At 55.3% G+C, this 22,338-nt stretch carries 35 protein-coding genes; 33 read left to right on the top strand and 2 right to left on the bottom strand.

Features of this window, described 5'->3' with window-relative positions; all coding sequences use genetic code 11:
• Positions 1 to 98 precede the first annotated feature (98 nt).
• The 27 genes from rpsJ (at position 99) to rplQ (ending at position 13,857) form a co-directional block, all read left to right on the top strand.
• Positions 99 to 413, top strand: a complete 315-nt coding sequence (gene rpsJ / locus FQB27_RS14845) for a 30S ribosomal protein S10 (RefSeq protein ID WP_169561832.1) — start codon at positions 99 to 101, stop codon at positions 411 to 413.
• A 6-nt stretch (positions 414 to 419) separates the two neighbouring features.
• Positions 420 to 1,154: a 50S ribosomal protein L3 gene (gene rplC / locus FQB27_RS14840; protein ID WP_169561831.1), complete on the top strand. Its 735-nt coding sequence runs from the start codon at positions 420 to 422 to the stop codon at positions 1,152 to 1,154.
• Positions 1,155 to 1,168: 14 nt separating this feature from the next.
• On the top strand, positions 1,169 to 1,789 hold the full coding sequence (rplD, locus tag FQB27_RS14835; protein WP_169561830.1) for a 50S ribosomal protein L4: 621 nt from the start codon (positions 1,169 to 1,171) through the stop codon (positions 1,787 to 1,789).
• Positions 1,786 to 2,079 (top strand): 50S ribosomal protein L23, encoded by a 294-nt coding sequence (locus FQB27_RS14830; protein ID WP_169561829.1) that lies wholly within the window; start codon positions 1,786 to 1,788, stop codon positions 2,077 to 2,079. Before rplD ends, FQB27_RS14830 begins: the two co-directional genes overlap by 4 nt.
• Before the next feature lie 3 nt (positions 2,080 to 2,082).
• The gene (rplB, locus tag FQB27_RS14825; RefSeq protein ID WP_169561828.1) at positions 2,083 to 2,919 is read left to right on the top strand and encodes a 50S ribosomal protein L2; all 837 of its coding nucleotides are present in this window, start codon (positions 2,083 to 2,085) and stop codon (positions 2,917 to 2,919) included.
• 10 nt (positions 2,920 to 2,929) lie between these two features.
• The gene (gene rpsS, locus FQB27_RS14820; protein WP_169561827.1) at positions 2,930 to 3,208 is read left to right on the top strand and encodes a 30S ribosomal protein S19; all 279 of its coding nucleotides are present in this window, start codon (positions 2,930 to 2,932) and stop codon (positions 3,206 to 3,208) included.
• A 2-nt stretch (positions 3,209 to 3,210) separates the two neighbouring features.
• The gene (gene rplV / locus FQB27_RS14815; protein WP_169561826.1) at positions 3,211 to 3,591 is read left to right on the top strand and encodes a 50S ribosomal protein L22; all 381 of its coding nucleotides are present in this window, start codon (positions 3,211 to 3,213) and stop codon (positions 3,589 to 3,591) included.
• Positions 3,591 to 4,301, top strand: a complete 711-nt coding sequence (gene rpsC / locus FQB27_RS14810) for a 30S ribosomal protein S3 (protein ID WP_169561825.1) — start codon at positions 3,591 to 3,593, stop codon at positions 4,299 to 4,301. Before rplV ends, rpsC begins: the two co-directional genes overlap by 1 nt.
• A gap of 17 nt (positions 4,302 to 4,318) precedes the next feature.
• Positions 4,319 to 4,738: a 50S ribosomal protein L16 gene (gene rplP, locus FQB27_RS14805; protein ID WP_169561824.1), complete on the top strand. Its 420-nt coding sequence runs from the start codon at positions 4,319 to 4,321 to the stop codon at positions 4,736 to 4,738.
• 2 nt (positions 4,739 to 4,740) lie between these two features.
• Positions 4,741 to 4,932, top strand: coding sequence for a 50S ribosomal protein L29 (gene rpmC, locus FQB27_RS14800; protein ID WP_169561823.1), 192 nt, complete (start codon positions 4,741 to 4,743; stop codon positions 4,930 to 4,932).
• A gap of 12 nt (positions 4,933 to 4,944) precedes the next feature.
• Positions 4,945 to 5,181, top strand: coding sequence for a 30S ribosomal protein S17 (rpsQ, locus tag FQB27_RS14795; RefSeq protein WP_169561822.1), 237 nt, complete (start codon positions 4,945 to 4,947; stop codon positions 5,179 to 5,181).
• A gap of 34 nt (positions 5,182 to 5,215) precedes the next feature.
• Complete coding sequence (gene rplN, locus FQB27_RS14790) at positions 5,216 to 5,584, top strand: 50S ribosomal protein L14 (RefSeq protein ID WP_169561821.1); 369 nt, start codon at positions 5,216 to 5,218, stop codon at positions 5,582 to 5,584.
• Positions 5,584 to 5,907: a 50S ribosomal protein L24 gene (gene rplX / locus FQB27_RS14785; RefSeq protein ID WP_169561820.1), complete on the top strand. Its 324-nt coding sequence runs from the start codon at positions 5,584 to 5,586 to the stop codon at positions 5,905 to 5,907. The genes rplN and rplX overlap by 1 nt, the downstream gene beginning before the upstream one ends.
• An 11-nt stretch (positions 5,908 to 5,918) precedes the next feature.
• Positions 5,919 to 6,467, top strand: coding sequence for a 50S ribosomal protein L5 (rplE, locus tag FQB27_RS14780; protein ID WP_169561819.1), 549 nt, complete (start codon positions 5,919 to 5,921; stop codon positions 6,465 to 6,467).
• Between the two features lie 17 nt (positions 6,468 to 6,484).
• Positions 6,485 to 6,790: a 30S ribosomal protein S14 gene (gene rpsN / locus FQB27_RS14775; protein ID WP_169561818.1), complete on the top strand. Its 306-nt coding sequence runs from the start codon at positions 6,485 to 6,487 to the stop codon at positions 6,788 to 6,790.
• A 15-nt stretch (positions 6,791 to 6,805) separates the two neighbouring features.
• Positions 6,806 to 7,204: a 30S ribosomal protein S8 gene (gene rpsH, locus FQB27_RS14770; protein WP_169561817.1), complete on the top strand. Its 399-nt coding sequence runs from the start codon at positions 6,806 to 6,808 to the stop codon at positions 7,202 to 7,204.
• An 8-nt stretch (positions 7,205 to 7,212) separates the two neighbouring features.
• Complete coding sequence (gene rplF, locus FQB27_RS14765; protein ID WP_169561816.1) at positions 7,213 to 7,746, top strand: 50S ribosomal protein L6; 534 nt, start codon at positions 7,213 to 7,215, stop codon at positions 7,744 to 7,746.
• 9 nt (positions 7,747 to 7,755) lie between these two features.
• Complete coding sequence (gene rplR / locus FQB27_RS14760; RefSeq protein ID WP_169561815.1) at positions 7,756 to 8,118, top strand: 50S ribosomal protein L18; 363 nt, start codon at positions 7,756 to 7,758, stop codon at positions 8,116 to 8,118.
• Between the two features lie 11 nt (positions 8,119 to 8,129).
• The gene (gene rpsE, locus FQB27_RS14755) at positions 8,130 to 8,681 is read left to right on the top strand and encodes a 30S ribosomal protein S5 (protein ID WP_169561814.1); all 552 of its coding nucleotides are present in this window, start codon (positions 8,130 to 8,132) and stop codon (positions 8,679 to 8,681) included.
• On the top strand, positions 8,674 to 8,862 hold the full coding sequence (gene rpmD / locus FQB27_RS14750) for a 50S ribosomal protein L30 (RefSeq protein ID WP_169561813.1): 189 nt from the start codon (positions 8,674 to 8,676) through the stop codon (positions 8,860 to 8,862). Before rpsE ends, rpmD begins: the two co-directional genes overlap by 8 nt.
• Before the next feature lie 30 nt (positions 8,863 to 8,892).
• Positions 8,893 to 9,372 (top strand): 50S ribosomal protein L15, encoded by a 480-nt coding sequence (gene rplO / locus FQB27_RS14745; RefSeq protein ID WP_169561812.1) that lies wholly within the window; start codon positions 8,893 to 8,895, stop codon positions 9,370 to 9,372.
• Positions 9,373 to 9,424: 52 nt separating this feature from the next.
• Positions 9,425 to 10,771 carry a preprotein translocase subunit SecY gene (gene secY / locus FQB27_RS14740; RefSeq protein WP_169561811.1) on the top strand — a complete coding sequence of 449 codons (1,347 nt, stop codon included), beginning with the start codon at positions 9,425 to 9,427 and terminating at the stop codon, positions 10,769 to 10,771.
• Positions 10,768 to 11,418 (top strand): adenylate kinase, encoded by a 651-nt coding sequence (locus tag FQB27_RS14735; RefSeq protein WP_169561810.1) that lies wholly within the window; start codon positions 10,768 to 10,770, stop codon positions 11,416 to 11,418. The genes secY and FQB27_RS14735 overlap by 4 nt, the downstream gene beginning before the upstream one ends.
• Before the next feature lie 102 nt (positions 11,419 to 11,520).
• The gene (gene rpsM, locus FQB27_RS14730; RefSeq protein ID WP_169561809.1) at positions 11,521 to 11,889 is read left to right on the top strand and encodes a 30S ribosomal protein S13; all 369 of its coding nucleotides are present in this window, start codon (positions 11,521 to 11,523) and stop codon (positions 11,887 to 11,889) included.
• A 2-nt stretch (positions 11,890 to 11,891) separates the two neighbouring features.
• Positions 11,892 to 12,281 (top strand): 30S ribosomal protein S11, encoded by a 390-nt coding sequence (gene rpsK, locus FQB27_RS14725; protein ID WP_169561808.1) that lies wholly within the window; start codon positions 11,892 to 11,894, stop codon positions 12,279 to 12,281.
• Positions 12,282 to 12,381: 100 nt separating this feature from the next.
• On the top strand, positions 12,382 to 13,395 hold the full coding sequence (locus FQB27_RS14720) for a DNA-directed RNA polymerase subunit alpha (RefSeq protein WP_169561858.1): 1,014 nt from the start codon (positions 12,382 to 12,384) through the stop codon (positions 13,393 to 13,395).
• A gap of 30 nt (positions 13,396 to 13,425) precedes the next feature.
• Positions 13,426 to 13,857 carry a 50S ribosomal protein L17 gene (gene rplQ, locus FQB27_RS14715; RefSeq protein ID WP_169561807.1) on the top strand — a complete coding sequence of 144 codons (432 nt, stop codon included), beginning with the start codon at positions 13,426 to 13,428 and terminating at the stop codon, positions 13,855 to 13,857.
• Between the two features lie 72 nt (positions 13,858 to 13,929).
• Here the strand turns inward: rplQ and FQB27_RS14710 are convergent, their stop codons facing one another.
• Positions 13,930 to 14,379 (bottom strand): hypothetical protein, encoded by a 450-nt coding sequence (locus FQB27_RS14710; protein ID WP_169561806.1) that lies wholly within the window; start codon positions 14,377 to 14,379, stop codon positions 13,930 to 13,932.
• 155 nt (positions 14,380 to 14,534) lie between these two features.
• Here FQB27_RS14710 and FQB27_RS14705 point away from each other — a divergent pair, with 155 nt between their 5' ends.
• The 6 genes from FQB27_RS14705 to leuA all read left to right on the top strand — a co-directional run bounded on the left by FQB27_RS14705 (position 14,535) and on the right by leuA (position 21,242).
• Positions 14,535 to 15,965, top strand: coding sequence for a DegQ family serine endoprotease (locus FQB27_RS14705; protein WP_169561805.1), 1,431 nt, complete (start codon positions 14,535 to 14,537; stop codon positions 15,963 to 15,965).
• Entirely contained in the window at positions 15,962 to 17,278 is a 1,317-nt protein-coding gene (locus tag FQB27_RS14700) for a replication-associated recombination protein A (protein ID WP_169561804.1), read from the top strand. The genes FQB27_RS14705 and FQB27_RS14700 overlap by 4 nt, the downstream gene beginning before the upstream one ends.
• Positions 17,275 to 17,655 carry a fluoride efflux transporter CrcB gene (gene crcB, locus FQB27_RS14695; RefSeq protein WP_169561803.1) on the top strand — a complete coding sequence of 127 codons (381 nt, stop codon included), beginning with the start codon at positions 17,275 to 17,277 and terminating at the stop codon, positions 17,653 to 17,655. Before FQB27_RS14700 ends, crcB begins: the two co-directional genes overlap by 4 nt.
• Complete coding sequence (locus FQB27_RS14690) at positions 17,652 to 18,653, top strand: RluA family pseudouridine synthase (RefSeq protein WP_169561802.1); 1,002 nt, start codon at positions 17,652 to 17,654, stop codon at positions 18,651 to 18,653. Before crcB ends, FQB27_RS14690 begins: the two co-directional genes overlap by 4 nt.
• A gap of 21 nt (positions 18,654 to 18,674) precedes the next feature.
• The gene (locus FQB27_RS14685) at positions 18,675 to 19,190 is read left to right on the top strand and encodes a hypothetical protein (RefSeq protein WP_169561801.1); all 516 of its coding nucleotides are present in this window, start codon (positions 18,675 to 18,677) and stop codon (positions 19,188 to 19,190) included.
• Between the two features lie 381 nt (positions 19,191 to 19,571).
• Positions 19,572 to 21,242, top strand: coding sequence for a 2-isopropylmalate synthase (gene leuA / locus FQB27_RS14680; protein ID WP_169561800.1), 1,671 nt, complete (start codon positions 19,572 to 19,574; stop codon positions 21,240 to 21,242).
• 31 nt (positions 21,243 to 21,273) lie between these two features.
• Here leuA and FQB27_RS14675 read toward each other — a convergent pair whose 3' ends face one another.
• Complete coding sequence (locus FQB27_RS14675) at positions 21,274 to 22,224, bottom strand: DMT family transporter (RefSeq protein WP_206374693.1); 951 nt, start codon at positions 22,222 to 22,224, stop codon at positions 21,274 to 21,276.
• Positions 22,225 to 22,338 lie beyond the last annotated feature (114 nt).

The following is a 22,338-nucleotide window of genomic DNA, read 5'->3' as shown; positions in this document are numbered from 1 at the left end:
GGACTGTTGGTGCTGGCGTCGTTTCCAGCATCACCGAGTAAGAAGATATTATTTAGGCCGCTCCAGCGGGGCGGCCATTTTCTGGAGTGACCAGAGTAATGGAAAACCAAAATATCCGCATTCGCCTGAAGGCGTATGATCACCGTGTACTCGATGCTTCGACAGGTGAGATCGTCAACACAGCCAAGCGCACAGGTGCGCAGGTTCGTGGTCCGATCCCTCTGCCGACACATATCGACAAATACACCGTTCTGCGTGGTCCGCACATCGATAAGAAGTCACGTGAGCAGTTCGAAATTCGCACTCACAAGCGTGTTCTGGATATCGTAGAGCCGACGCCTCAAACTGTGGATGCACTGATGAAATTGGACCTCGCCGCAGGCGTCGACGTGTCCATCAAGTTGTTGGGGTAAGGCAAAATGCGTTGTGGAATTATCGCAAAGAAAGTCGGAATGACCCGAGTCTTCGACGACGAAGGCCGCCATGTTCCGGTAACCGTTCTGGAAGTTGACAACTGTCAGGTTGTTGCCCACCGGAACACAGACAGCCACGGTTACAATGCCATGCAGATCGGCGTTGGCAAAGCCAAGGTCAAGAATGTCAGCAAGGCAATGCGCGGTCACTATGCGAAAGCAAATGTTGAACCGAAGCGCAAGCTGGCTGAATTCCGGATCTCTGAAGACGGTTTTGTCGATGTTGGTGCTGAACTCACTGTCGACCATTTCGTCGCTAACCAGCAGGTTGACGTTGTGGCAACCAGCATCGGTAAAGGCTTCGCCGGCCCGATGAAGCGTCACAACTTCGGTGGTATGCGCGCCTCTCACGGTGTGTCTGTTTCTCACCGTGCACACGGTTCTACGGGTCAGTGTCAGGATCCGGGTCGTACCTTCAAGGGTAAGAAGATGGCCGGTCACATGGGCGCAGCCCAGGTGACAACACAGAACCTGAAGGTTGTCTCCACTGATCTGGAGCGTGGCCTGATCCTCCTGAAGGGTGCCGTTCCGGGCTCCAAGGGCGGTTGGGTATTCGTTTCTGACGCCGTGAAGAAAAATCGTCCGGAAGATGCTCCGTTCCCCGCTGCCGTTCGCGTAGCTGGTGGTGCAGCAGCACCTGCCGAGGAAGCGCCTGCGACAGACGCTCCCGTTGAAGAATAAGAGGGACTGACCCAATGAAGGTTAAAGTAATCAACCTCGAGAACAAGGCAGCCGGCGAAATTGAGCTGGCCGACGAGGTATTTGGATTGGCTCCGCGTGCGGATCTGCTCCAACGGATGGTAAAGTATCAGCTGGCGGCTCGCCGCTCCGGCACACACAAGACGAAAGACGTCTCCGAGGTTTCCGGTACTGGTACCAAACCGTTCAATCAAAAAGGTACAGGACGTGCCCGTCAGGGTCAGAAGCGTGCACCTCACCAGCGTGGTGGTGGTGTGGCTCATGGTCCGGTTCTTCGCTCTCATGCGCACTCTCTGCCGAAGAAAGTGCGGAAGCTGGCACTGAAGAACGCCCTGTCCGCCAAACAGGCTGAAGGCAAACTGATCATCGTTGATGAACTGAAGGCCGATGCCGCCAAAACCAAAGTGATGGCAGAAAAGTTCAAAGCCCTTGGCTGGGAATCCACACTGATCGTGGACAGCAAGGAACCTGATGCCAATTTCGCGCTGTCCGCACGGAACCTTCCCCGTGTCGACATTCTGCCGGAAGCCGGTGCAAACGTTTACGACATCCTGCGTCGTGACACACTGGTTCTGACAAAGAGCGCAGTTGAAAGCCTGGAGGCACGACTGAAATGAACCAGGAACGTATGTACGACATCCTGCTGGGCCCGGTAGTTACCGAAAAGTCCACAATGGGATCCGAATTCAATCAGGTTACATTCCGTGTAGCCCTGGACGCAACAAAGCCTGAAATCAAAGAAGCAGTGGAAACACTCTTCAATGTGAAGGTGACCAACGTCAACACCAACCGGACAAACGGTAAGGTAAAGCGTTTCCGCGGTCGCATCGGCCAGCGTTCAGATTACAAGAAAGCCATGGTGACCTTGGAAGAAGGTCAGACCATCGACGTGACTACGGGGATCTAAACAATGGCGCTGAAGAATTACAAGCCGACTACACCCGCTCAGCGTGGCCTGGTCCTTGTTGACCGGTCCGAGCTGCACAAGGGCAAGCCTGTTAAGTCTCTGACAGAAGGCCTGTCCGGAAGCGGCGGTCGTAACAACTACGGTCGTATCACTGCACGCCGTCGTGGTGGTGGACACAAACGGACATACCGGATTATCGACTTCAAACGTCGTAAATTTGATGTACCGGCCACCATCGAGCGTTTCGAATACGATCCGAACCGTTCTGCCTTCATCGCGCTGATCCGCTATGAAGATGGTGAGCAGGCCTACATCCTGGCCCCGCAGCGTGTGTCCGTTGGTGACACCGTTGTTGCCGGTCAGAATGTTGACATCAAGCCGGGCAACGCCATGCCGATGAAGAACATGCCGGTCGGTACCATTATCCACAACGTGGAAATGAAGCCGGGCAAGGGCGGCCAGATGGCCCGTTCCGCCGGTACCTATGTTCAGCTGATTGGTAAAGACGCCGGTTACGCCCAGCTTCGTCTGGCTTCTGGTGAGCAACGCATCGTTCCTGCTGAATGCATGGCAACAATCGGTGCCGTATCCAACCCGGACCAGAAGAACGTCAAACTGGCGAAAGCCGGTCGTTCCCGCTGGCTTGGCCGTCGCCCGTCCGTACGTGGTGTGGCCATGAACCCGATCGATCACCCGCATGGTGGTGGTGAAGGTCGTACTTCCGGTGGTCGTCACCCGGTTACTCCGTGGGGTAAACCGACTAAGGGCAAACGGACTCGTAACAACAAGTCCACAGACAAGATGATCATGCGGCGCCGTCCGCAGAAGCGGAAGAAATAAGGAGCGCTAGATGGCACGTTCAGTTTGGAAAGGCCCATTTGTTGATGGGTATCTGCTGAAAAAAGCAGAAACTGCTCGCGAAAGTGGCAAGAAACAAGTTATTAAGACCTGGTCTCGCCGTTCGACAATTCTTCCCCAGTTCGTGGGTCTGACTTTTGGCGTTTATAACGGCCAGAAGTTCGTCCCGGTCCTGGTGGATGAAGACATGGTGGGGCATAAATTCGGAGAATTCTCTCCCTCCCGTACATACTACGGCCATGCGGCCGATAAAAAGGCCCGGAGGAAATAAACATGGGTAAGCAGTCCCTCGAAAGGCAGCTTGCGGATAACGAAGCACAGGCCAAAGGCATTCGTCTTCGTGTCAGTCCCCAGAAGCTGAACCTCGTGGCAGGACTTATCCGCGGTAAGTCCGCGGAAGCCGCGCTGAAAGACCTGACCTTCTCCAAGCGTGCGATTGCACGCGACGTGAAGAAGGTTCTTCAGTCCGCCATTGCCAACGCTGAGAACAACCACCAGCTGGACGTTGACCAGCTCTATGTTGCCGAAGCACATGTTGGTAAAGCGCTTGTCATGAAACGGTTCCGGGCTCGTGGACGTGGCCGCGCAAGTGGTATCGTCAAACCTTTCAGTAACATCACCATTGTGGTCCGTGAACGTGAGGAGCAAGCATAATGGGTCAGAAAGTTAATCCGATTGGCCTTCGCGTCGGCATCAACCGTACCTGGGATTCCCGCTGGTACGCCGATGCGTCTTATGCTGATCTCCTGCACGAAGATCTGAAGATCCGCAAATTCGTGGAAAAAGAACTGGCACAGGCTGGTGTCAGCCGTGTGATCGTTGAGCGTCCGGCCAAAAAGTGCCGCGTTACGATCCACGCTGCACGGCCGGGTGTGATCATCGGCAAGAAGGGCGCAGACATCGAAAAGCTGCGCTCCAAGATTGCCCAGATGACTGCGTCTGAAGTTCACTTGAACATCGTCGAGATTCGCAAGCCGGAAATCGATGCTGCCCTGGTGTCCCAGAACATCGCCCAGCAGCTTGAACGGCGTGTGGCATATCGTCGCGCCATGAAGCGGGCTGTACAGTCTGCCCTGCGTCTTGGCGCAGAAGGCATCAAGATCAACTGCTCAGGCCGTCTTGGCGGTGCTGAAATTGCACGTGACGAATGGTACCGCGAAGGTCGCGTTCCGCTTCACACCCTGCGTGCGAACGTTGACTACGGAACCGCCGAAGCGCTGACCACTTACGGTATCATTGGTATCAAGACGTGGATCTACAAAGGCGAAATTATGGAACATGACCCGATGGGACAGGAAAAGGCCCAGGAAAAGCACCAGTCATCTGGTCGTCCTGCAGGTCGCCCCGGTGGACGTCGCGGATAATATAAAGAGGTGATCTCATGCTTCAACCGAAGCGCACAAAATTTCGTAAAGCGCACAAAGGACGCTTGAAGGGCGTCGCAAGTTCAGGTACAACCCTCAACTTCGGCGCCTACGGTCTCAAGGCTGTAGAACCCGGACGTATCACTGCGCGTCAGATCGAGGCAACTCGTCGTGCGGTAACACGTCATATCAAACGTGCTGGTCGGGTCTGGATTCGTGTCTTCCCCGATGTTCCGGTATCAAAGAAACCTACCGAAGTCCGTATGGGTAAGGGTAAGGGGTCTCCGGAATATTGGATGGTTCGTATCCAGCCGGGCAAGATCATGTTTGAACTTGACGGTGTTCCCGCTGACCTTGCCAGAGAAGCGTTTGAACGCGGTGCGGCAAAGCTGCCGATTAAAACCAAGTTTGTTACCCGTCTCGGCGAAGGGGGTTGACCATGAAGGCACAGGAATTACTGGGCAAAAGTGCGGATGAGCTCAAAGAAGAGCTCATCTCACTCAAAAAAGAGCAGTTCAATCTTCGCTTCCAGCAGGCCAGTGGTCAGCTGGAGAACACGGCACGTGTGCGCGAAGTTCGTCGCGACATCGCTCGTATCAAGACAGTGATGTCCGCGAACACAGCGTCATAGGAGAATTAAGCAATGCCGAAGCGTATCCTGCAAGGGACAGTTGTAAGCGACAAGAACAACCAGACTGTTGTTGTCAACGTAGAGCGTCAGGTCATGCACCCGCTCTACAAAAAATACATTGGCCGGTCTAAAAAGTACCATGCCCATGATGAGAAAAATCAGTTCAAGGAAGGGGATGTGGTTCGCATCCAGGAAGCCGCCCCTCGCTCTAAACTGAAACGTTGGGAAGTCCTTTACGATAACGCTTGATTGAGCGTAATCGTACCAAACGAAGGTAAAGACTATGATTCAAATGCAAACCAACCTGGAAGTCGCCGACAACTCCGGCGCGAGACGGGTGCAGTGCATTAAGGTTCTGGGCGGCTCCAAGCGGAAAACCGCCTCAGTTGGTGACAAGATCATCGTTTCCGTAAAGGAAGCCATTCCGCGTGGTCGCGTTAAAAAAGGTGACGTGCAGACAGCCGTTATCGTGCGCACCAAGAAGGAAATCCACCGTCCGGACGGAACCGCAATCCGGTTCGACACGAACGCTGCCGTTCTGGTCAACAAGCAGGGTGATCCTATCGGAACCCGTATTTTTGGCCCGGTCACCCGTGAGCTGCGTGCCAAAAACTACATGAAAATCATTTCATTGGCTCCGGAGGTGCTGTAATGGCTGAGAAATTTGCTGTTAAGAAGGGCGACAAGGTTGTCGTCCTCACCGGTAAGGATAAAGGCAAGAGCGGCGAAGTTCTGCGCGTTGTCCGCGAAGACCGCCGTGCCGTCGTTTCCGGCGTCAACATGGTGAAGCGTCACACAAAACAAAGCCAGACCGAACAGGGTGGTATTGTTGAGAAGGAAGCGCCGATCCACCTGTCCAACATCGCCGTGCAGGATCCGAAGGATGGCAAGGCAACTCGCGTTGGGTACAAAACACTCGATGACGGTCGGAAAGTTCGCTTTGCCAAGCGCTCCGGCGAAGTTATTGATCAGTAAGGGGCAGGAATATGACTACGCCAAGACTGAAAACCGTTTACAACGAAGAGCTTCGTGCGAAGCTTATGGAAAAATTCAGCTACGCCAACGAAATGATGATTCCGAAACTGGAAAAAATCGTCATCAACGTTGGCTGTGGTGATGCCGTAAGCGACTCCAAGAAAGTTAAGTCCGTTGAAGCCGAGCTGGCCAAGATTACTGGTCAGCGTCCGGTTATTACGATTGCGAAGAAATCCAACGCGGCCTTCAAGCTGCGTGAAGGTATGCCGATTGGCGCCAAGGTGACCCTTCGCAAGAACCAGATGTACGAATTCCTCGATCGTCTGGTCAACATCGCACTGCCACGTGTACGTGACTTCCGCGGTGTTTCTGCAAAGAGCTTTGACGGTCGTGGCAACTACGCCATGGGCCTGAAAGAGCAAATCGTGTTCCCGGAAATCGACTATGATGATGTAGCCGACGTTCGGGGTATGGATATCGTGATCTGTACGACTGCGAAAACCGACGAGGAAGCTCGTGAGCTTCTGAGCGGTTTTAACATGCCGTTCAAGATCAATTGATCCAAGGAGAATAGAGAATGGCTAAGAAAAGCGCCGTTGAAAGAGATCTGAAGCGCCGCAAGTTGGTGGAAAAATTTGCCGCCAAACGTGCAGAACTGAAGGCGATTTCTTCAGATGAGAGTCTTCCCCAGGAAGAACGCTTTGCCGCCCGCCTGAAGCTGGCTGCATTGCCGCGCAACTCATCAAAGACCCGCATCCGCAACCGGTGTGAACTGACCGGTCGTCCGCGCGGTGTCTATCGTAAACTGAAACTGTCCCGTATCGGCCTGCGCGATCTCGCGTCCACAGGTCAGATCCCGGGTATGGTCAAGTCAAGCTGGTAATAGGGAGATACAAAGATGTCATTCAGTGATCCCCTCGGCGATATGCTGACCCGTATTCGTAACGGACAGAAAGCCCGGAAAAGCTCTGTAAAGAGCCCGGCCTCCAAACTGCGCGTAAACGTTCTGGAAACCCTGAAGCGTGAAGGCTACATCCGCGGTTATGAAACTGCTGAAACCGAGCCAGGCAAAGCGGAAATCACCATCGAACTGAAATATTATCAGGGCGAAGGCGTGATCGAGCACGTAAGCCGTGTTTCCAAGCCAGGCCGTCGTGTCTACTCTGGTGTTAAGGATCTGCCGACTGTTCGTAACGGTCTTGGTATTGCCATCCTGTCCACACCGCGTGGTGTTCTGTCAGACAATGAAGCTCGCGAAGCCAATGTAGGCGGCGAAGTTCTCTGTAAAGTCTACTAGGAGGAATTATGTCTCGTATTGGAAAACATCCGGTGACAATCCCTTCAGGTGTAGATGTACAGCTGAACGACAAGGACGTTACCGTTAAAGGCAGCAAAGGCGTCATGAGCATGACCTTTGTTGACGATGTCGTGGTTGAGCGCGTGGAAGACCAGATCTGGGTCAAGCCGCGTGACGCAAGCCAGAAAGCCCGCCAGATGTGGGGTATGCAGCGGACACTGCTGAACAACCTGGTTGAAGGTGTAAGCAATGGCTTCACCAAGAAACTGGAAGTTGTCGGCGTTGGTTACCGTGCTGCCGTACAGGGCAACACCCTGACTTTGAACCTGGGCTTCAGTCATGACGTGAACTATCCGATTCCGGAAGGGATCGAGATCAAGTGCCCGTCACCGACAACCATTGAAGTTTCCGGCTCCAACAAACAGCGTGTTGGACAGGTTGCTGCTGAAATCCGCAGCTACCGCAAACCGGAACCCTACAAGGGTAAAGGTGTCAAATATGCGGACGAGTTTATCTTCCGTAAAGAAGGTAAGAAGAAGTAGGACACGACCATGGCAAATTCTAGAGAATTATTTGAGCGTCGTCGCCGTAGAATGCGGGCGCGCCTTCGCAAGGTATCCAACGGGCGTCCGCGTTTGTCCGTACACCGCTCCGACAAGCAGATCTATGCCCAGATCATCGATGATGTTGCAGGCCGCACACTGGCGTCTGCTTCAACACTCGAAAAGGATCTTCGTGAAAAACTCAAGTCCGGTGCTGACAAGAGCGCCGCGGCTGAAGTTGGTAAGCTGATTGCCGCACGTGCCCTCGAGGCAGGTGTCAAGGAAGTCGCTTTCGATCGCGGCGGATATCAGTATCATGGCCGGGTCAAGGCCCTCGCCGATGCCGCCCGTGAAGGCGGGCTTACCTTCTAAGGGGATTGACTATGAGCAGACCTGAGCAAACAGAAAAAGGCGATTCAGAATTCGTCGAAAACCTTGTCCACATCAACCGTGTGGCCAAGGTTGTAAAGGGTGGTCGTCGCTTTGCCTTCGCCGCCCTGGTAATTGTTGGTGACCAGAAAGGTCGCGTTGGGTTCGGTCACGGTAAAGCCCGTGAAGTTCCTGAAGCGATCCGCAAGGCAACCGAGGATGCAAAGAAAAAACTCATCCGTGTACCGCTTCGCGAAGGCCGGACACTTCACCATGATGTGAAGGGTCACTACGGTGCCGGTAAAGTGATGCTGCGTCCTGCACCGGCTGGTACTGGCGTTATCGCCGGTGGTCCGATGCGCGCAGTCTTTGACTCCCTTGGCGTCCAGGACGTTGTGACAAAGTCCATCGGTACCTCAAACCCGTACAACATGATCCGTGCGACGTTTGAAGGCCTGAAGTCCATGCAGTCACCGCGCCAGATTGCTGCCAAGCGTGGCAAGAAGGTTTCTGATGTGGTCGGACGTCGTTCCGTTGATACAGTGAAGGAGGCCGTCGATGGCTAAGGCAACTGTTAAAGTAACACAGACAGGCAGCCCGATCGGTCGGCACAAGTCCCAGCGTGCAACGCTGGTCGGCCTTGGCTTGAACAAAATGAACCGGACTGTTGAACTGGAAGATACCCCGTCCATTCGGGGTATGATCCGCAAAGTCAACCACCTGGTGCGTGTTGAAGAAGCCTCCTGAGGCTTTTCGGCAGGATAAGGAAAACACAATATGCGTTTGAATCAAATTTCCGACAATGCAGGTGCCGTCAAGAACCGCACCCGCGTTGGCCGCGGTATCGGTTCCGGTAAAGGTAAGACTTCCGGTTCCGGTCAAAAGGGTCAGAAATCACGGTCCGGCGTTGCCATTAAAGGTTTCGAAGGCGGCCAGATGCCGATCCACCGTCGTCTGCCGAAACGGGGCTTCAAGAACATCTTCAGCAAAGACTTTGCTGTTGCCAACTTGGGCCGCGTACAGGCAGCGATTGAGGCTGGTAAACTGGATGCCAAGGAAACCATCACAATTGCCAAGCTGCAAGAAGCTGGTGTTGTGGGCAAGGTTGTCGACGGTGTTCGTCTGCTGGCGAAGGGTGAGCTGACATCGAAGGTTTCCTTCGAAGTTACTGGCGCTTCAAAATCAGCAATCGAAGCTGTTGAAAAAGCAGGCGGCTCTGTCACTCTGACAGCACCGGCTGCGGCAAAATCCGAGTAAAGAATGAGTACAGGGCAGCGTATGCTGCCCTTTTAATCTGGAGTTTCTCTACATGGCGTCTGCAGCAGAACAAATGGCTTCATCCATGAGCTTTGGGGCATTTTCCAAAGCGACGGAACTCAAGAAGCGTTTGTGGTTTACGCTTTTCGCTTTGATCGTGTACCGGATCGGTACCTACATCCCGATTCCGGGTGTCGATCCCAACGTTCTTGCTGATGTGTTCGCCCAGAACTCCGGTGGCGTACTCGGGATGTTCGACGTTTTTGCTGGTGGTGCGCTTGGCCGCATGACCATTTTTGCGTTGAACATCATGCCTTACATTTCCGCCTCCATCATCATGCAGTTGATGACGTCCATCTCTCCGCAGATGGCGCAACTGAAGAAAGAAGGAGAGCAGGGGAGGAAGAAGATCAACCAGTATACCCGCTATGGCACAGTCTTTCTGGCTGCCTTGCAGGGGTATGGTATCGCGGTTGGCCTGGAGGGGATGTCCCTGTCCAGCGGCCAGTCTGCGGTGATTGATCCCGGCCTCTATTTCCGCATTACCACAGTGATCACACTGGTTGGTGGTACCGTCTTCCTGATGTGGCTGGGTGAGCAGATCACCGCCCGCGGTGTTGGTAACGGTATCTCCCTGATCATTTTCTCCGGTATTGTCGCAGCCTTGCCCGGTGCCCTTGTAGGGACACTTGAACTGGGCCGTACAGGCGCGCTTTCCACCCTCATTATCCTGTTCCTGCTGATCCTGTCAGTTGCCGTGATCGCGTTCATCGTGTTCGTCGAACGGGCGCAGCGCCGGGTCCTTGTCCAGTATCCAAAGCGTCAGCGTGGCAACAAGACCTATGGGGGCCAGAATTCCCACCTGCCGTTGAAACTGAATACCGCAGGTGTCATTCCGCCGATCTTCGCATCCTCTCTGTTGCTGATGCCGATTACAGTGGCCGGTTTCTCTGCTGGCTCCGGTCCGGAGTGGCTGACAACCATCACCACCCTGCTGGGGCATGGGCAACCGCTCTATATGCTGCTGTATGTGGTTGGTATCGTGTTCTTCTGTTTCTTCTATACGGCTGTTGTGTTCAATCCGGACGATACAGCGGACAACCTGAAGAAACATGGTGGCTTTGTGCCTGGCATTCGCCCCGGTAAACGGACGTCGGAATATCTCGACTATGTCCTGACCCGTTTGACTGTTGTTGGCGCTGCCTATCTGTCCCTGGTCTGTATCCTGCCGGAGATCCTTGTCTCCCAGTGGTCCGTACCGTTCTACTTCGGTGGTACATCCCTGTTGATCGTGGTGTCGGTAACCATGGATACGGTGGCACAGATTCAAAGTCACCTGTTGGCCCACCAGTATGAGGGATTGATCAAAAAATCCAAATTGGGGGGACGTCGTAAATGATTCTTATTCTCTTGGGGGCACCAGGTGCCGGTAAAGGAACCCAGGCTCAGCGTCTGCAGGACAAACATGGTTTGATCCAGCTCTCCACCGGAGACATGCTGCGGGCGGCCGTGGCCGAAGGGACCGAAGTGGGCCTGAAGGCAAAGGAAGTGATGGAGCAGGGTGGACTGGTGTCAGACGACATCATGACCGGCATCATTTCCGACCGTCTGGACCAGCCGGATTGTGCCAATGGGGTCATCCTGGATGGCTTCCCCAGAACCGAAGCACAGGCAGAAGCACTTGATTCGATGTTGAAGGACAAAAAACTGTCCCTGAACGCCGTAATCGAGATGAAAACTGACGATGAGGTACTTGTAGAACGGGTCACGGGCCGTTATACATGTGCCAACTGTGGCGCCGGGTATCACGATATTTTCTTGAAACCGGCAAAAGATGGTGTGTGTGATAAATGCGGAGGGACCGAGTTTACCCGCCGTAGTGATGATACTGAAGAGACCGTAAAGTCCCGTTTACAGGCTTATCACAATCAGACCGCACCACTGTTACCCTACTACAAGGGCAAAGGCGTTCTTAAGCAAGTCGATGGAATGGCCGATATTGATGAAGTCACACAACAGATCGAAGCAGTCCTGCAGGAAATCTAGGGTGTTGACTACGTATTACAAATTTATATAATCGCGCGCTTCCCGGAAGCGGGTGAGACACCGGGTCAGTGTGGCCCGAATTGGTGATGAGGAGAAACTAGCGTGGCTCGTATTGCTGGTGTAAATATCCCGACTAACAAGCGGGTTCAAATTGCACTGACCTACATTCACGGCATTGGCCCGGCCTTTGCCAAGGAAATTTGTGAATCTGTTGGCGTTGAAAGCGCTGTTCGTGTCAACGAACTGAGCGACGCTGACGTTGTGAAGATTCGCGAATTCATCGACAGCCATTATACGGTTGAAGGCGATCTGCGTCGTGAAACCGCAATGAACATTAAACGACTGATGGACCTCGGTTGCTACCGTGGCCTTCGGCACCGTCGCGGTCTGCCGGTTCGTGGACAGCGCACACATACAAATGCCCGGACCCGTAAAGGCCCGGCCAAGCCAATTGCTGGGAAGAAGAAGTAACAATGGCACGTGATAAAACCCGTATTCGCCGCCGCGAACGTAAAAACATTATCTCCGGTGTCGCGCACGTAAGCGCAACCTTCAACAACACCAAGATTACCATCACCGATGCACAGGGCAACGCCATTGCTTGGTCATCCGCTGGTTCTCAGGGATTCAAGGGTTCCCGCAAATCCACTCCGTTCGCTGCGCAGATTGCTGCTGAAGATGCAGGCAAGAAGGCACAGGAACACGGAATGAAGACCCTTGAGGTTGAAGTTAAAGGTCCTGGGTCAGGACGTGAATCCGCTCTGCGTGCATTGCAGGCTGTCGGCTTCACAATCACGTCCATTCGTGATGTGTCTCCGATTCCGCACAACGGTTGCCGCCCTCCCAAACGCCGTCGCGTTTGATCCGGAACGGATTTCGTTGTGGGTACAGTAAGGACTGTACTGACTGTTTTGAGGACAAAGCAGGCCCGTGGTGGGCCTGCAAAGCTATGAGGTCAATGCCGTGATTCAGCAAAACTGGAAAGAGCTAATCCAGGCTAATCTCTCGATCGAACCGGGAGATCAGAGTGATCGCGAAGCAACCATTGTCGTTGAACCGCTTGAAAGAGGGTTTGGCCTGACACTTGGTAACGCTTTGCGCCGTGTTCTTTTGTCAAGTTTGCAAGGCGCCGCGATCACATCCATTCAGATCGATAACGTTTTGCACGAATTCTCCTCTATCGCCGGCGTGCGTGAGGATGTCACCGATATCGTCCTGAACCTGAAATCGCTTGCCATTCGCAGCCATGTGGAAGGTCCGAAACGGATCAGCCTGAAAGCGTCTGGCCCGTGTGCTGTTACCGCAGGCATGATCGAAACCGGTGCCGATATCGAGATCATGGATCCTGAACAGGTTCTGATGCATCTTGATGACGGGGCGACCATCAGCATGGAAATGACGGTCAACACAGGCAAGGGATATGTTCCCGGCTCTGCAAACCGTCCTGAAGATGCGCCGATCGGCCTTATTCCGATCGATAGCCTCTATAGCCCAGTCCGCAAAGTGACTTACAAGGTCGATGCCGCCCGTGAAGGTCAGGTTCTCGACTATGACAAACTGACATTGAAGGTTGAGACTAACGGAACGGTTAGCCCGGAAGATGCTGTTGCATTTTCTGCCCGTATCCTGCAGGAGCAATTCCAGCTGTTCATCAACTTTGAAGAGCCGGAAGAAGTTGTCATCAAGGAAGAAGTGAACGAGCCGGAATATAATCCGAATCTGTTCCGCAAGGTGGATGAACTGGAACTGTCCGTTCGTTCTGCCAACTGCCTCAAGAACGACAACATCACCTATATCGGTGACCTGGTACAGCGCACAGAAAACGAGATGCTGCGTACGCCGAACTTCGGCCGTAAGTCACTGAATGAAATCAAGGAAGTATTGGCCGGTATGGGTCTGCACCTTGGAATGGAAGTTAAGAACTGGCCGCCAGAGAATATTGAAGATCTGGCTAAGCGGTACGAACAACAATATTAAAGCAGATCTGGCTGCTTTGGAGTTACTACAATGCGTCATCGTAAATCTGGACGTAAGTTCAGCAGAACATCATCCCACCGTCAGGCGATGTTTGCCAACATGGCAGCGTCCCTGATTAAGCACGAACAAATCAAAACCACGCTGCCGAAGGCAAAAGACCTTCGTCCGATCGTTGAAAAACTGATCACCCTTGGCAAGCGCGGCGACCTGCACGCCCGTCGTCAGGCTATGGCCGTTCTTTCCGAAAAGGCGATCGTCGACAAGCTGTTCAGTACGCTGGCAGAACGGTATGCAGAACGTAAGGGCGGTTACTCCCGTGTTCTGAAAGCCGGCTTCCGCACAGGCGACGCAGCCCCGATGGCTGTCATCGAGCTGGTTGAGCGCGACGTCGAAGCAAAGGGCAAGGACAGCGGTCCGGTCCAGTCTGACGAAGAAGTTCTGGAAGCAGAAGCTGTTGCATAACAGCGAGGCTTGATAGACATTAAAAAAGGCAGCCGATTGGCTGCCTTTTTTATTGCGGATATGGGGGAAGGGTCAGTTGACGATATCCTTGATGATGTCATAGATCAGGTTGGCCCCACGCTTTAGAAGCACCACATCATTCCCGACAATGACCCGTTCATACAGGCCATCCCGGTGGGGAAGGCGGTAATAGAGGTCACGCGGCAGGTCCCGCTTGGCAAGGCCGGGGGGCAGGGTGCCATTGCGGGCCAGTTGCTTTGCCAGCCCGGGAGGCAGTGTGTCCTTCTTGGCGAGGCCGGGCGGCAGACCCTTTTTCGATTTGTGTTTCTTGTCATGATACCGGTCATCCCGGTCGCGGAAAAAGTCCCGGATGATCCGGCGTTCGATTTCACTGAAGACGATATCAAGGGCTTCGTCAGAGTCCTTGACGGTTCTTTGGGAAGCCATTGCGGAAGGGGTAACGGCGGCGGTGCTGCCAATCGCCACGCTACCAAGGACCAGACACGCCAAAATTTTCTTCAAAATGCATCTCCAAATGTGGTGCCAAGGGGTTATATTTCGAAAGAAGGGCGGGAATTTCCCCCTTCCTGATACAAGAGAGTAAAACATCTCAATCGCTGTTGGATAGCGGTAAAAATTGGTTTTTTTGTGAAGCGGTACAAAGCGGAGAAAATGAAATGAACGCAACAGGATCAATCGGACGACAAGGTCTGTTCGCTTTGGTGGTTGCCGGCAGCCTGATCATGGCGGGGGGAACCGTCGCCGCAAAAGAGGATCGGGTTCCGACCAATCAGGCTGAAATCACCCTGACATTTGCGCCGCTGGTGAAAAAGGCCGCGCCCGCCGTGGTGAATATCTTTACCAAAAAAACCGTAGAGGCAAAAAGCCGGAGCCTGTTCCGCGATCCGTTCTTTGAACGGTTTTTCGGCCCCGGTTTCGGGAAGCAGCGGAACCAGAAGCGCACACAAAACTCGCTGGGCTCCGGGGTGATCATCAATGCGGACGGCACCATTGTCACCAACTATCACGTTGTGAACGGGGCCGATGAAATCACCGTGGCCCTGCATGACCGGCGCGAATTTGACGCCAGTGTGGTGCTGGAGGACGAGCGGACCGACCTTGCCGTGTTGAAAATCAACACCGAGGGCGACCCGCTGCCATTTCTGGAGTTCAATGATTCCGATACCTTGGAGGTTGGTGATCTGGTGATTGCCATTGGGAACCCGTTCGGCGTGGGCCAGACCGTCACCAGCGGGATTGTGTCCGCCCTCGACAGGAATGCCGGTGTGGGCAACGACATTCGGTCCTTCATCCAGACCGATGCGGCCATTAACCCCGGAAACTCCGGCGGCGCGCTGCTGACCATGGACGGGCGACTGGCCGGGGTCAACTCGGCCATTTTTAGCAAGGGCGGCGGATCTCTTGGTATCGGATTTGCGATCCCGGCCAATCTGGTCCGGTCTGTTCTGGCCAATGGTCTTGCCAATGGCGAGGTGATCCGGCCGTGGCTTGGCGCCAGTGGGCAGCGGGTAACACGGGATGCCGCAGAAAGTCTTGGGCTGGACCGGCCGGGCGGTGTGCTGGTGAACAGTATTTATCCGGGTGGGGCCGCCGCAAAGGGGGGCCTGAAGGTTGGCGATGTGGTGACATCGGTTGATGGCAAGGAAGTGCTGGCGCCGGAAGCCCTGCTCTATCGGGTCTCCACAGGGGAGATCGGCAAGACGACCGCTCTCGGTATTTACAGGAACGGCCAACATATCGAAGTGAACGTTCCCTTGCAAAAAGCGCCGGAAGACCCGCCGCGGGATCTGGTGACACTGGGCGGGCCGCAGCCACTGGCCGGTGCAGAGGTGGGGAACCTGTCTCCGGCCCTTGCCCTTGAAATCGGATTTCCCGCCTTGGCCAAGGGGATCGTTGTCACGGGCGTGGAAAAAGACAGTCTGGCCGAACGCTATGGCATTCGGCGGGGCGATATCATGCTGGCAGTCAACGGCAAGAAGGCCGCCAATACCCGTGATTTGCAGCGCCTTCTGGTGGCAGCGAAGGGCCGCTGGACCATTCAGATGGCCCGCAATGGTCGGGTGCTGACCTTCCAGGTGTCCCGGTGACCGACCTGTTTGGGGATAAGGGCGCCGCAGCGGACAGCAACCGTCCGCTGGCCGAAAGGCTGCGCCCGACAACCCTGTCCGAGGTGGTCGGGCAGGACCACCTGTTGAAGGAAGGGGGGACGCTGCAGCGGATGCTGGATGCTGGCTGGTTGGCGTCCCTGATCCTGTGGGGGCCGCCGGGGTCCGGAAAAACCACCATTGCCCGGCTTCTGGCCGAGGAAGTGGACTTGCATTTCGAGCAGATTTCCGCCGTCTTTTCCGGCGTTGCCGATCTTCGAAAGGCCTTTGATGCCGCTAAAATGCGCAAGCAGAACGGCAAGGGAACCCTGTTGTTCGTGGATGAGATCCACCGCTTCAACCGATCCCAGCAGGACGGCTTTCTGCCCTATGTGGAGGATGGCACCGTGACCCTGATCGGGGCGACCACGGAAAACCCGTCCTTTGAACTGAACGGGGCCTTGTTGTCCCGCTGTCAGGTGCTGGTGCTGGAGCGCCATAACGAGCAGTCTTTCGCCGCCTTGCTGGAGCGGGCGGAGGAGGTGGAAGGGCGTCCTGTCCCGCTTGATGAGGAAGCGAGGGAGGCCCTTGCCGCGCTTGCCGATGGGGACGGGCGGTTCTTCCTCAATATGGTGGAGACAGTTTTCAAGACCGGAACAGAGCCGCTGACCCGCAGCCAGTTGTCACAGGTCATTTCCAAGAAGGCGCCGGCCTATGACAAGGACCGGGACGGACATTACAACCTGATCAGTGCCTTGCACAAATCCTTGCGCGGGTCCGATGTGGATGCGGCCCTCTATTGGTTTTCCCGCATGATGGATGGCGGCGAGGACCCGCTTTATATCACCCGCAGGCTGGTGCGGTTCGCCGTGGAGGATATCGGTATGGCCGATCCCAATGCGGTGCTGCAGGCCAATGCAGCGCGGGATGCCTATCAGTTTCTGGGCAGCCCGGAAGGGGATCTGGCCATTGCGCAGGCGGTGATCTATCTGGCGACGGCGCCGAAATCCAATGCGGGATATGCGGCGTTCAAGTTGGCGGCGAAATCGGCGCGGAAAAATGGCTCGCACATGCCGCCCATGCATATCCTGAACGCCCCCACCCACTTGATGAAGGATTTGGGCTACGGCGACGGATACGCCTATGATCACGATGCCGAGGATGGTTTTTCGGGTCAGAACTACTTCCCTGATGACATGCCGCGCGAGGCGTATTACAAGCCGGTGGAAAGAGGGTTTGAAAGGGATATTGCCAAGCGCCTTGACTACTGGAAACGGCTCAGGGCAAAACGGCAGACGAGCGGAGGCGACAGATGAACATGTACCTGTCCATTGCGATCGGGGGTGCCCTTGGGGCGTGCGCCCGATATGGTATGGGAACCATGGCCTTGCGTCTTCTTGGTCCGGGCTATCCGTATGGAACGCTGGCGGTGAATGTTCTGGGGTCGCTGGTGATGGGGGTCCTGATCGAACTGATGGCCCTGCGGTGGTCACCATCGCCTGAGCTTCGGGTGTTTCTGGTCACTGGGTTTCTCGGCGCGTTTACGACCTTTTCGACCTTCTCCCTTGATGCGGCGAACCTGTTCCAGAAGGGCGCCTATGTGGAAGCTGGGGGGTATATCCTTGTTTCCGTTGTTCTTTCCATTGGTGGCCTGTTTGCGGGCCTCCAGTTAATGCGGGTGATCCTGTCATGAGCCGTGTACACTATATCGAAGTCACCGAAGCCGAGGGAGACCAGCGGCTGGACCGGTGGTTCAAGACCCATTTTCCGGGGGTCACCCACGGGCAGCTTGAAAAACTGCTGCGAAAAGGGGAAATCCGGGTCGACAAGAAACGGGCCAAATCCAAGGACCGGCTTGAGGCCGGGCAGTCTATTCGTATTCCGCCGTTGCCCGATGATGCCTTCAAGCCGGCGCAGGCCCGAAGCGAAAAGCGCGCCGAGCAGAATGTCCTCAGTGATTACGACATTGCCGATATTCGCGGTATGATCCTGCATATGGACGATCAGGTGATTGTCCTGAACAAGCCCGCAGGTTTGCCCGTACAGGGCGGCAGCGGACAGAGCCGCCATGTGGATGGCCTGCTGGACGGTCTTCGGTTTGACTATGACGAGCGGCCCCGCCTGACCCACCGGCTTGACAAGGATACGTCCGGGGTTCTGGTGATCGGGCGCACCCGTCAGGCGGCCAAACACCTGACAGAGGCGTTTAAGCGCCGCACCACCCGCAAGATTTACTGGGCACTGGTTGCCGGTGTTCCGCGTCCGGCGCAGGCGACCATTTCCTATAACCTGACAAAGATTGTCACAGCCAACGGGGAAAAGGTCGTTGTAGATCGGGACGGGCAGAAGGCTATCAGTGACTATTCCGTTGTGGCCGTGGCCGGTACCAAGGCGGCGTGGCTGACGCTGAAGCCGCTGACCGGACGGACCCACCAGTTGCGGGTCCATTGCGTGGCCATTGGCACCCCGATTGTTGGCGATGGTAAATACGGCGGCAGCGATGCCTTTCTGGAAGGGGCGATTTCCAAGAAGATGCATCTGCATGCCCGCGAGATCACCATTTCCCACCCGGACGGGCATGACCTGACCGTCACGGCGCCGCTGGCACAGCATATGGCCGCCACATGGAAGCTGCTGGGGTTCCATGAAAATGATTACGAGGACCCGTTCCTTGATCTTGGAAATGTATAGAGTTTAGGTGAGGAGAAGATCATGAGCTTTCGGGCACTGGTGGCGGTCGCCATCCGGTTGGCGGGTGTTTTCATTCTGGTCAGTCAGCTTTATTCCCTGATGTATGAATGGGAATTCTGGGTGACGGAAAATTCGCTGGAATATTTGAATTTCTTCCTGTTGGCCTTTGTGTTTAGCCTTGTGGGGTTGCTGATGATCAGCTTTCCGGTCGCCCTGTCGGGGTTGGTGCTGAAGGGGATTGTCCCGTCGGATGAACCCATGCCGGAATGGAAGCGGGATGACCTGCAATCGGTCGGCGTGATGGCTGTCGGGGTGTTCCTGCTGTCCGGCGTGGCGGTGGATGCGTCCTACTATCTGACGCAGGTGGCACAGGCGGCGTCCGGCAATGACGGCCCGTCCCAGGTGGAACTGATCCGGGATCTGGTTCCCTTGGTGGTTCAGGCCGTTCTGGCGTTGTGGCTGTCCTTCGGGGCACGGGGGCTGGTGTCGCTTTTCACCGGGAAAAAGCAGGCGGACACAAAAACCGGGTCTGTATAAGGTTTTTACCTTGACTATCTGTTGGGGATCGATAAATTTTCCTTCATGCAATATTCAGATCGACTACTAGGGCTACTACGACTAAGCAACCCGACGCTTTGAAAAGTGTCGGGGTGGATGATGTCCTTTTCCCTAATTCAGTCGAGAACTCAAATGCAATATGACAGCGCCGACCGGCCTGAAATCAGAAAAAACAGCAGAAAATTACAGACGGGATACAAACGGCAGGATGACTGGATAGGGTCATCCGGGGGGCTCTCTCGACTTATTGGCGGTCACCAAGGCTGGTAGCGCTTTGGTGACCGTATCCGGGCTGCTTAAAAACACAAAAACTGAGAGACAAGGCACAACTAGAGCCGCTAGAAATTTGAGGATAGAGTAATGAACTTCGTTCCCGGTGAAAAATACAAGGCATTCGAACCGATCAACTTGCCGGATCGCCAATGGCCCTCCAAGGTGATCGAGAAGGCACCGATCTGGTGCAGCGTGGATTTGCGGGATGGTAACCAGGCCCTGATCGAACCCATGGGGCACGAGCGTAAGCTGCGCATGTTCCGTCATCTGGTCAGCCTTGGCTTCAAGGAAATCGAGGTCGGTTTCCCGTCCGCATCCCAGACCGATTTCGACTTTGTTCGCTACCTGATCGACAACAACGAAATTCCCGATGGCGTCAAGATCCAGGTCCTGACCCAGTCCCGCGAGGAATTGATCCGCCGGACCTTTGAAGCCGTTCAGGGCGCAAAAGAGGCGATTGTTCACCTCTACAACTCCACCTCCACCCTGCAGCGGCGGGTGGTGTTCGACATGGACCGGGAAGGGATCAAGCAGATTGCCATCGAAGGCGCGAAGCTGGTGCGCCAACTGGCCGACGAGATGCCGGAAACCAAGATTCAGATGGAATATTCTCCGGAAAGCTTTACCCAGACCGAGCTGGATTACGCCTGCGAGGTTTGTGGGGCTGTCATGGATATCTGGAAGCCGACCCCGGACAACAAGATCATCATCAACCTGCCGGCCACGGTCGAGGTGGCAACCCCGAATATCTATGCCGACCAGATCGAGTGGATGCACCGCAACCTGCCGAACCGGGACTGCATCATCCTGTCCCTGCACCCGCATAACGACCGGGGCACCGGCGTTGCCGCGGCCGAGTTCGGCATCATGGCCGGTGCAGACCGTGTGGAAGGGACCCTGTTCGGCAACGGCGAGCGGACCGGGAACGTGGACGTGGTGAATATCGCCATGAATATGTATACCCAGGGCGTCAACCCGGAACTGGATTTCAGCAATATCAACGAAGTGGTTCGCACCGTTGAATATTGTAACCAGTTGCCGGTTCACCCGCGTCATCCGTATGGCGGTGAGTTGGTGTTTACGGCCTTCTCCGGCTCCCATCAGGATGCGATCAAGAAAGGCTTCGCGGCCCTGAAACAGGCCAATGCCGAATTGTGGGAAATTCCGTATCTGCCGATCGATCCGCAGGATCTGGGACGCAGCTACGACGCGGTGATCCGTGTGAACAGCCAGTCCGGCAAGGGCGGCGTCGCTTATCTGCTGCAAGAGGATTACGGCATTGAACTGCCGCGCATGTTGCAGGTCGAGTTCAGCAAGGTGATCCAGAAAATCACGGATGAAACCGGCAAGGAACTGTCATCGTCCTTTATCTATGACGTCTTTACCGAGGAATATCTGGAAGCCAAGGGCGATCTCAGCTTTGTCAATCACCAGACAACCGTGGACACCCATGCGTCCGAGCGTCGTGTCCTGAGCGCCAACGTGGTGTACAAGGGCGAGGAGAAAACCGTTGAAGGGTCCGGCACCGGCCCCATCGATGCCTATATGAGCGCCCTTAAATCCAGCATCGGCGTTGATCTGTCGGTCAATGACTACCGCGAACATACAACAGGGTTCGGTGCCGATGCGGTTGCCGTCGCCTATGTGGAAATGCGGAAACCCGACGGAACACCGGTTTACGGTGTCGGGCGTCACGCCAATATCGTAACGGCGTCCTTGCGGGCCATTACCAGCGCGGTCAACCGGGCTGCTAACTGACCTATAATTTGATCCTGAAAAAGCCCGGTGTTCAGCCGGGCTTTTTTGTGCCGAAATGCCGGAATATCCGGCCGTCAATAACCAGAAGACCCAAGGCGATGCAGCCCATACCAAGAACCATCAGCGTCGTCAGGGCCTCATCCAGAAACAGGATGCCGAGCACGACCGCGCTGGCCGGGACCAGCAGGGTAACGAGCGACGCATTGGTGGCGCCCGCGTTATGGATCAGCCGAAAATAGAGAATATACGCGAAGGCGGTACTGAACAGGGCCAGCGCCGCAAGGGACAGCCCCACATGCAGGCTGAGGGAGGGGATGAACGTCCACGGACGGTCCAGCAGCAGGACCGGCAAGAGCAGCAGCAGGCTTGATCCGCTGACCTGCCCGGTGGCAGTCACAAGCGGCGACAGGCCAGCCCGACCAAACCGACGCCCATAGACAACAGCAACCCCATAGGAAAGCGCCGCCCCCAGAATGGCCAGTTGTCCCAGAACCTCCGGTCCGGAAAAGCCAACCGACCGGATGTCCGGCCCGATCATGAGCGCCACGCCTGCAATTCCGAACAGAATGCCGACAATCCGCTGACCGGTCAGGCGCTCCGATGGCTCGCGGGTGGCCAGATGGGCAACCACGGCGGCAAAAAGCGGTGTTGTGGCATTCAGGATCGCCGCAAGACCGCTGCCGATCTGGGTTTGGCCCGCAACGATCAAGGAAAAGGGGATCAGATTGTTGATCAACCCCATCAACAGGAAGGCTTTCAGCAGCGCCGGGTCTCGGGGGAAGGCAATGCCGCGTATCTTCAGGAACAGAAGCAGGGCGCAGGCCGCAATGAAGACGCGGGCAAAGACCACGGACAGAACCGGAACTTCCTGAACGGCCACCCCGTTGAAGAAAAAGGACCCGCCCCAAAGAACGGACAGGAAAAGAAGCAGGCCCCAATTTGCAAGGGACATTCCGGTTGAGGGGGAGGGGCAGGGCGTCATTGGTAATCCTGATGCGGGACGATAAAAACAAGAACGGTGAGCATAGAGGATCGGGCGGCAGTGGTCTTCCCGGATTTGGGGATTGAATATGCTAGGCTTTCTGCACGGGAACCC

Source organism: Sneathiella chinensis (assembly GCF_012720115.1).
Classification (GTDB): domain Bacteria; phylum Pseudomonadota; class Alphaproteobacteria; order Sneathiellales; family Sneathiellaceae; genus Sneathiella; species Sneathiella chinensis.
The sequence above is the reverse complement of the archived record's forward strand: the minus strand, read 5'-3'. Positions and strand labels throughout refer to the sequence as shown.

Bases quoted from the DNA above. Each gene is read 5' to 3' on its own strand.
- rplF (WP_169561816.1), top strand. From the start codon at position 7,213: ATGTCTCGTATTGGAAAACATCCGGTGACAATCCCTTCAGGTGTAGAT.
- rplB (WP_169561828.1), top strand. From the start codon at position 2,083: ATGGCGCTGAAGAATTACAAGCCGACTACACCCGCTCAGCGTGGCCTG.
- FQB27_RS14705 (WP_169561805.1), top strand. From the start codon at position 14,535: ATGAACGCAACAGGATCAATCGGACGACAAGGTCTGTTCGCTTTGGTG.
- rplO (WP_169561812.1), top strand. From the start codon at position 8,893: ATGCGTTTGAATCAAATTTCCGACAATGCAGGTGCCGTCAAGAACCGC.
- rplC (WP_169561831.1), top strand. From the start codon at position 420: ATGCGTTGTGGAATTATCGCAAAGAAAGTCGGAATGACCCGAGTCTTC.
- secY (WP_169561811.1), top strand. From the start codon at position 9,425: ATGGCGTCTGCAGCAGAACAAATGGCTTCATCCATGAGCTTTGGGGCA.
- rplQ (WP_169561807.1), top strand. From the start codon at position 13,426: ATGCGTCATCGTAAATCTGGACGTAAGTTCAGCAGAACATCATCCCAC.
- rplP (WP_169561824.1), top strand. From the start codon at position 4,319: ATGCTTCAACCGAAGCGCACAAAATTTCGTAAAGCGCACAAAGGACGC.
- rplE (WP_169561819.1), top strand. From the start codon at position 5,919: ATGACTACGCCAAGACTGAAAACCGTTTACAACGAAGAGCTTCGTGCG.
- rpsQ (WP_169561822.1), top strand. From the start codon at position 4,945: ATGCCGAAGCGTATCCTGCAAGGGACAGTTGTAAGCGACAAGAACAAC.
- FQB27_RS14830 (WP_169561829.1), top strand. From the start codon at position 1,786: ATGAACCAGGAACGTATGTACGACATCCTGCTGGGCCCGGTAGTTACC.
- crcB (WP_169561803.1), top strand. From the start codon at position 17,275: ATGAACATGTACCTGTCCATTGCGATCGGGGGTGCCCTTGGGGCGTGC.
- rpsC (WP_169561825.1), top strand. From the start codon at position 3,591: ATGGGTCAGAAAGTTAATCCGATTGGCCTTCGCGTCGGCATCAACCGT.
- FQB27_RS14690 (WP_169561802.1), top strand. From the start codon at position 17,652: ATGAGCCGTGTACACTATATCGAAGTCACCGAAGCCGAGGGAGACCAG.
- rpsS (WP_169561827.1), top strand. From the start codon at position 2,930: ATGGCACGTTCAGTTTGGAAAGGCCCATTTGTTGATGGGTATCTGCTG.
- FQB27_RS14675 (WP_206374693.1), bottom strand. From the start codon at position 22,224: ATGACGCCCTGCCCCTCCCCCTCAACCGGAATGTCCCTTGCAAATTGG.
- rplX (WP_169561820.1), top strand. From the start codon at position 5,584: ATGGCTGAGAAATTTGCTGTTAAGAAGGGCGACAAGGTTGTCGTCCTC.
- FQB27_RS14735 (WP_169561810.1), top strand. From the start codon at position 10,768: ATGATTCTTATTCTCTTGGGGGCACCAGGTGCCGGTAAAGGAACCCAG.
- leuA (WP_169561800.1), top strand. From the start codon at position 19,572: ATGAACTTCGTTCCCGGTGAAAAATACAAGGCATTCGAACCGATCAAC.
- rpsH (WP_169561817.1), top strand. From the start codon at position 6,806: ATGTCATTCAGTGATCCCCTCGGCGATATGCTGACCCGTATTCGTAAC.
- FQB27_RS14685 (WP_169561801.1), top strand. From the start codon at position 18,675: ATGAGCTTTCGGGCACTGGTGGCGGTCGCCATCCGGTTGGCGGGTGTT.
- rplR (WP_169561815.1), top strand. From the start codon at position 7,756: ATGGCAAATTCTAGAGAATTATTTGAGCGTCGTCGCCGTAGAATGCGG.
- rpsK (WP_169561808.1), top strand. From the start codon at position 11,892: ATGGCACGTGATAAAACCCGTATTCGCCGCCGCGAACGTAAAAACATT.
- rpsJ (WP_169561832.1), top strand. From the start codon at position 99: ATGGAAAACCAAAATATCCGCATTCGCCTGAAGGCGTATGATCACCGT.
- rplV (WP_169561826.1), top strand. From the start codon at position 3,211: ATGGGTAAGCAGTCCCTCGAAAGGCAGCTTGCGGATAACGAAGCACAG.
- rpmC (WP_169561823.1), top strand. From the start codon at position 4,741: ATGAAGGCACAGGAATTACTGGGCAAAAGTGCGGATGAGCTCAAAGAA.
- rpmD (WP_169561813.1), top strand. From the start codon at position 8,674: ATGGCTAAGGCAACTGTTAAAGTAACACAGACAGGCAGCCCGATCGGT.
- rpsN (WP_169561818.1), top strand. From the start codon at position 6,485: ATGGCTAAGAAAAGCGCCGTTGAAAGAGATCTGAAGCGCCGCAAGTTG.
- rpsE (WP_169561814.1), top strand. From the start codon at position 8,130: ATGAGCAGACCTGAGCAAACAGAAAAAGGCGATTCAGAATTCGTCGAA.
- rplD (WP_169561830.1), top strand. From the start codon at position 1,169: ATGAAGGTTAAAGTAATCAACCTCGAGAACAAGGCAGCCGGCGAAATT.
- rplN (WP_169561821.1), top strand. From the start codon at position 5,216: ATGATTCAAATGCAAACCAACCTGGAAGTCGCCGACAACTCCGGCGCG.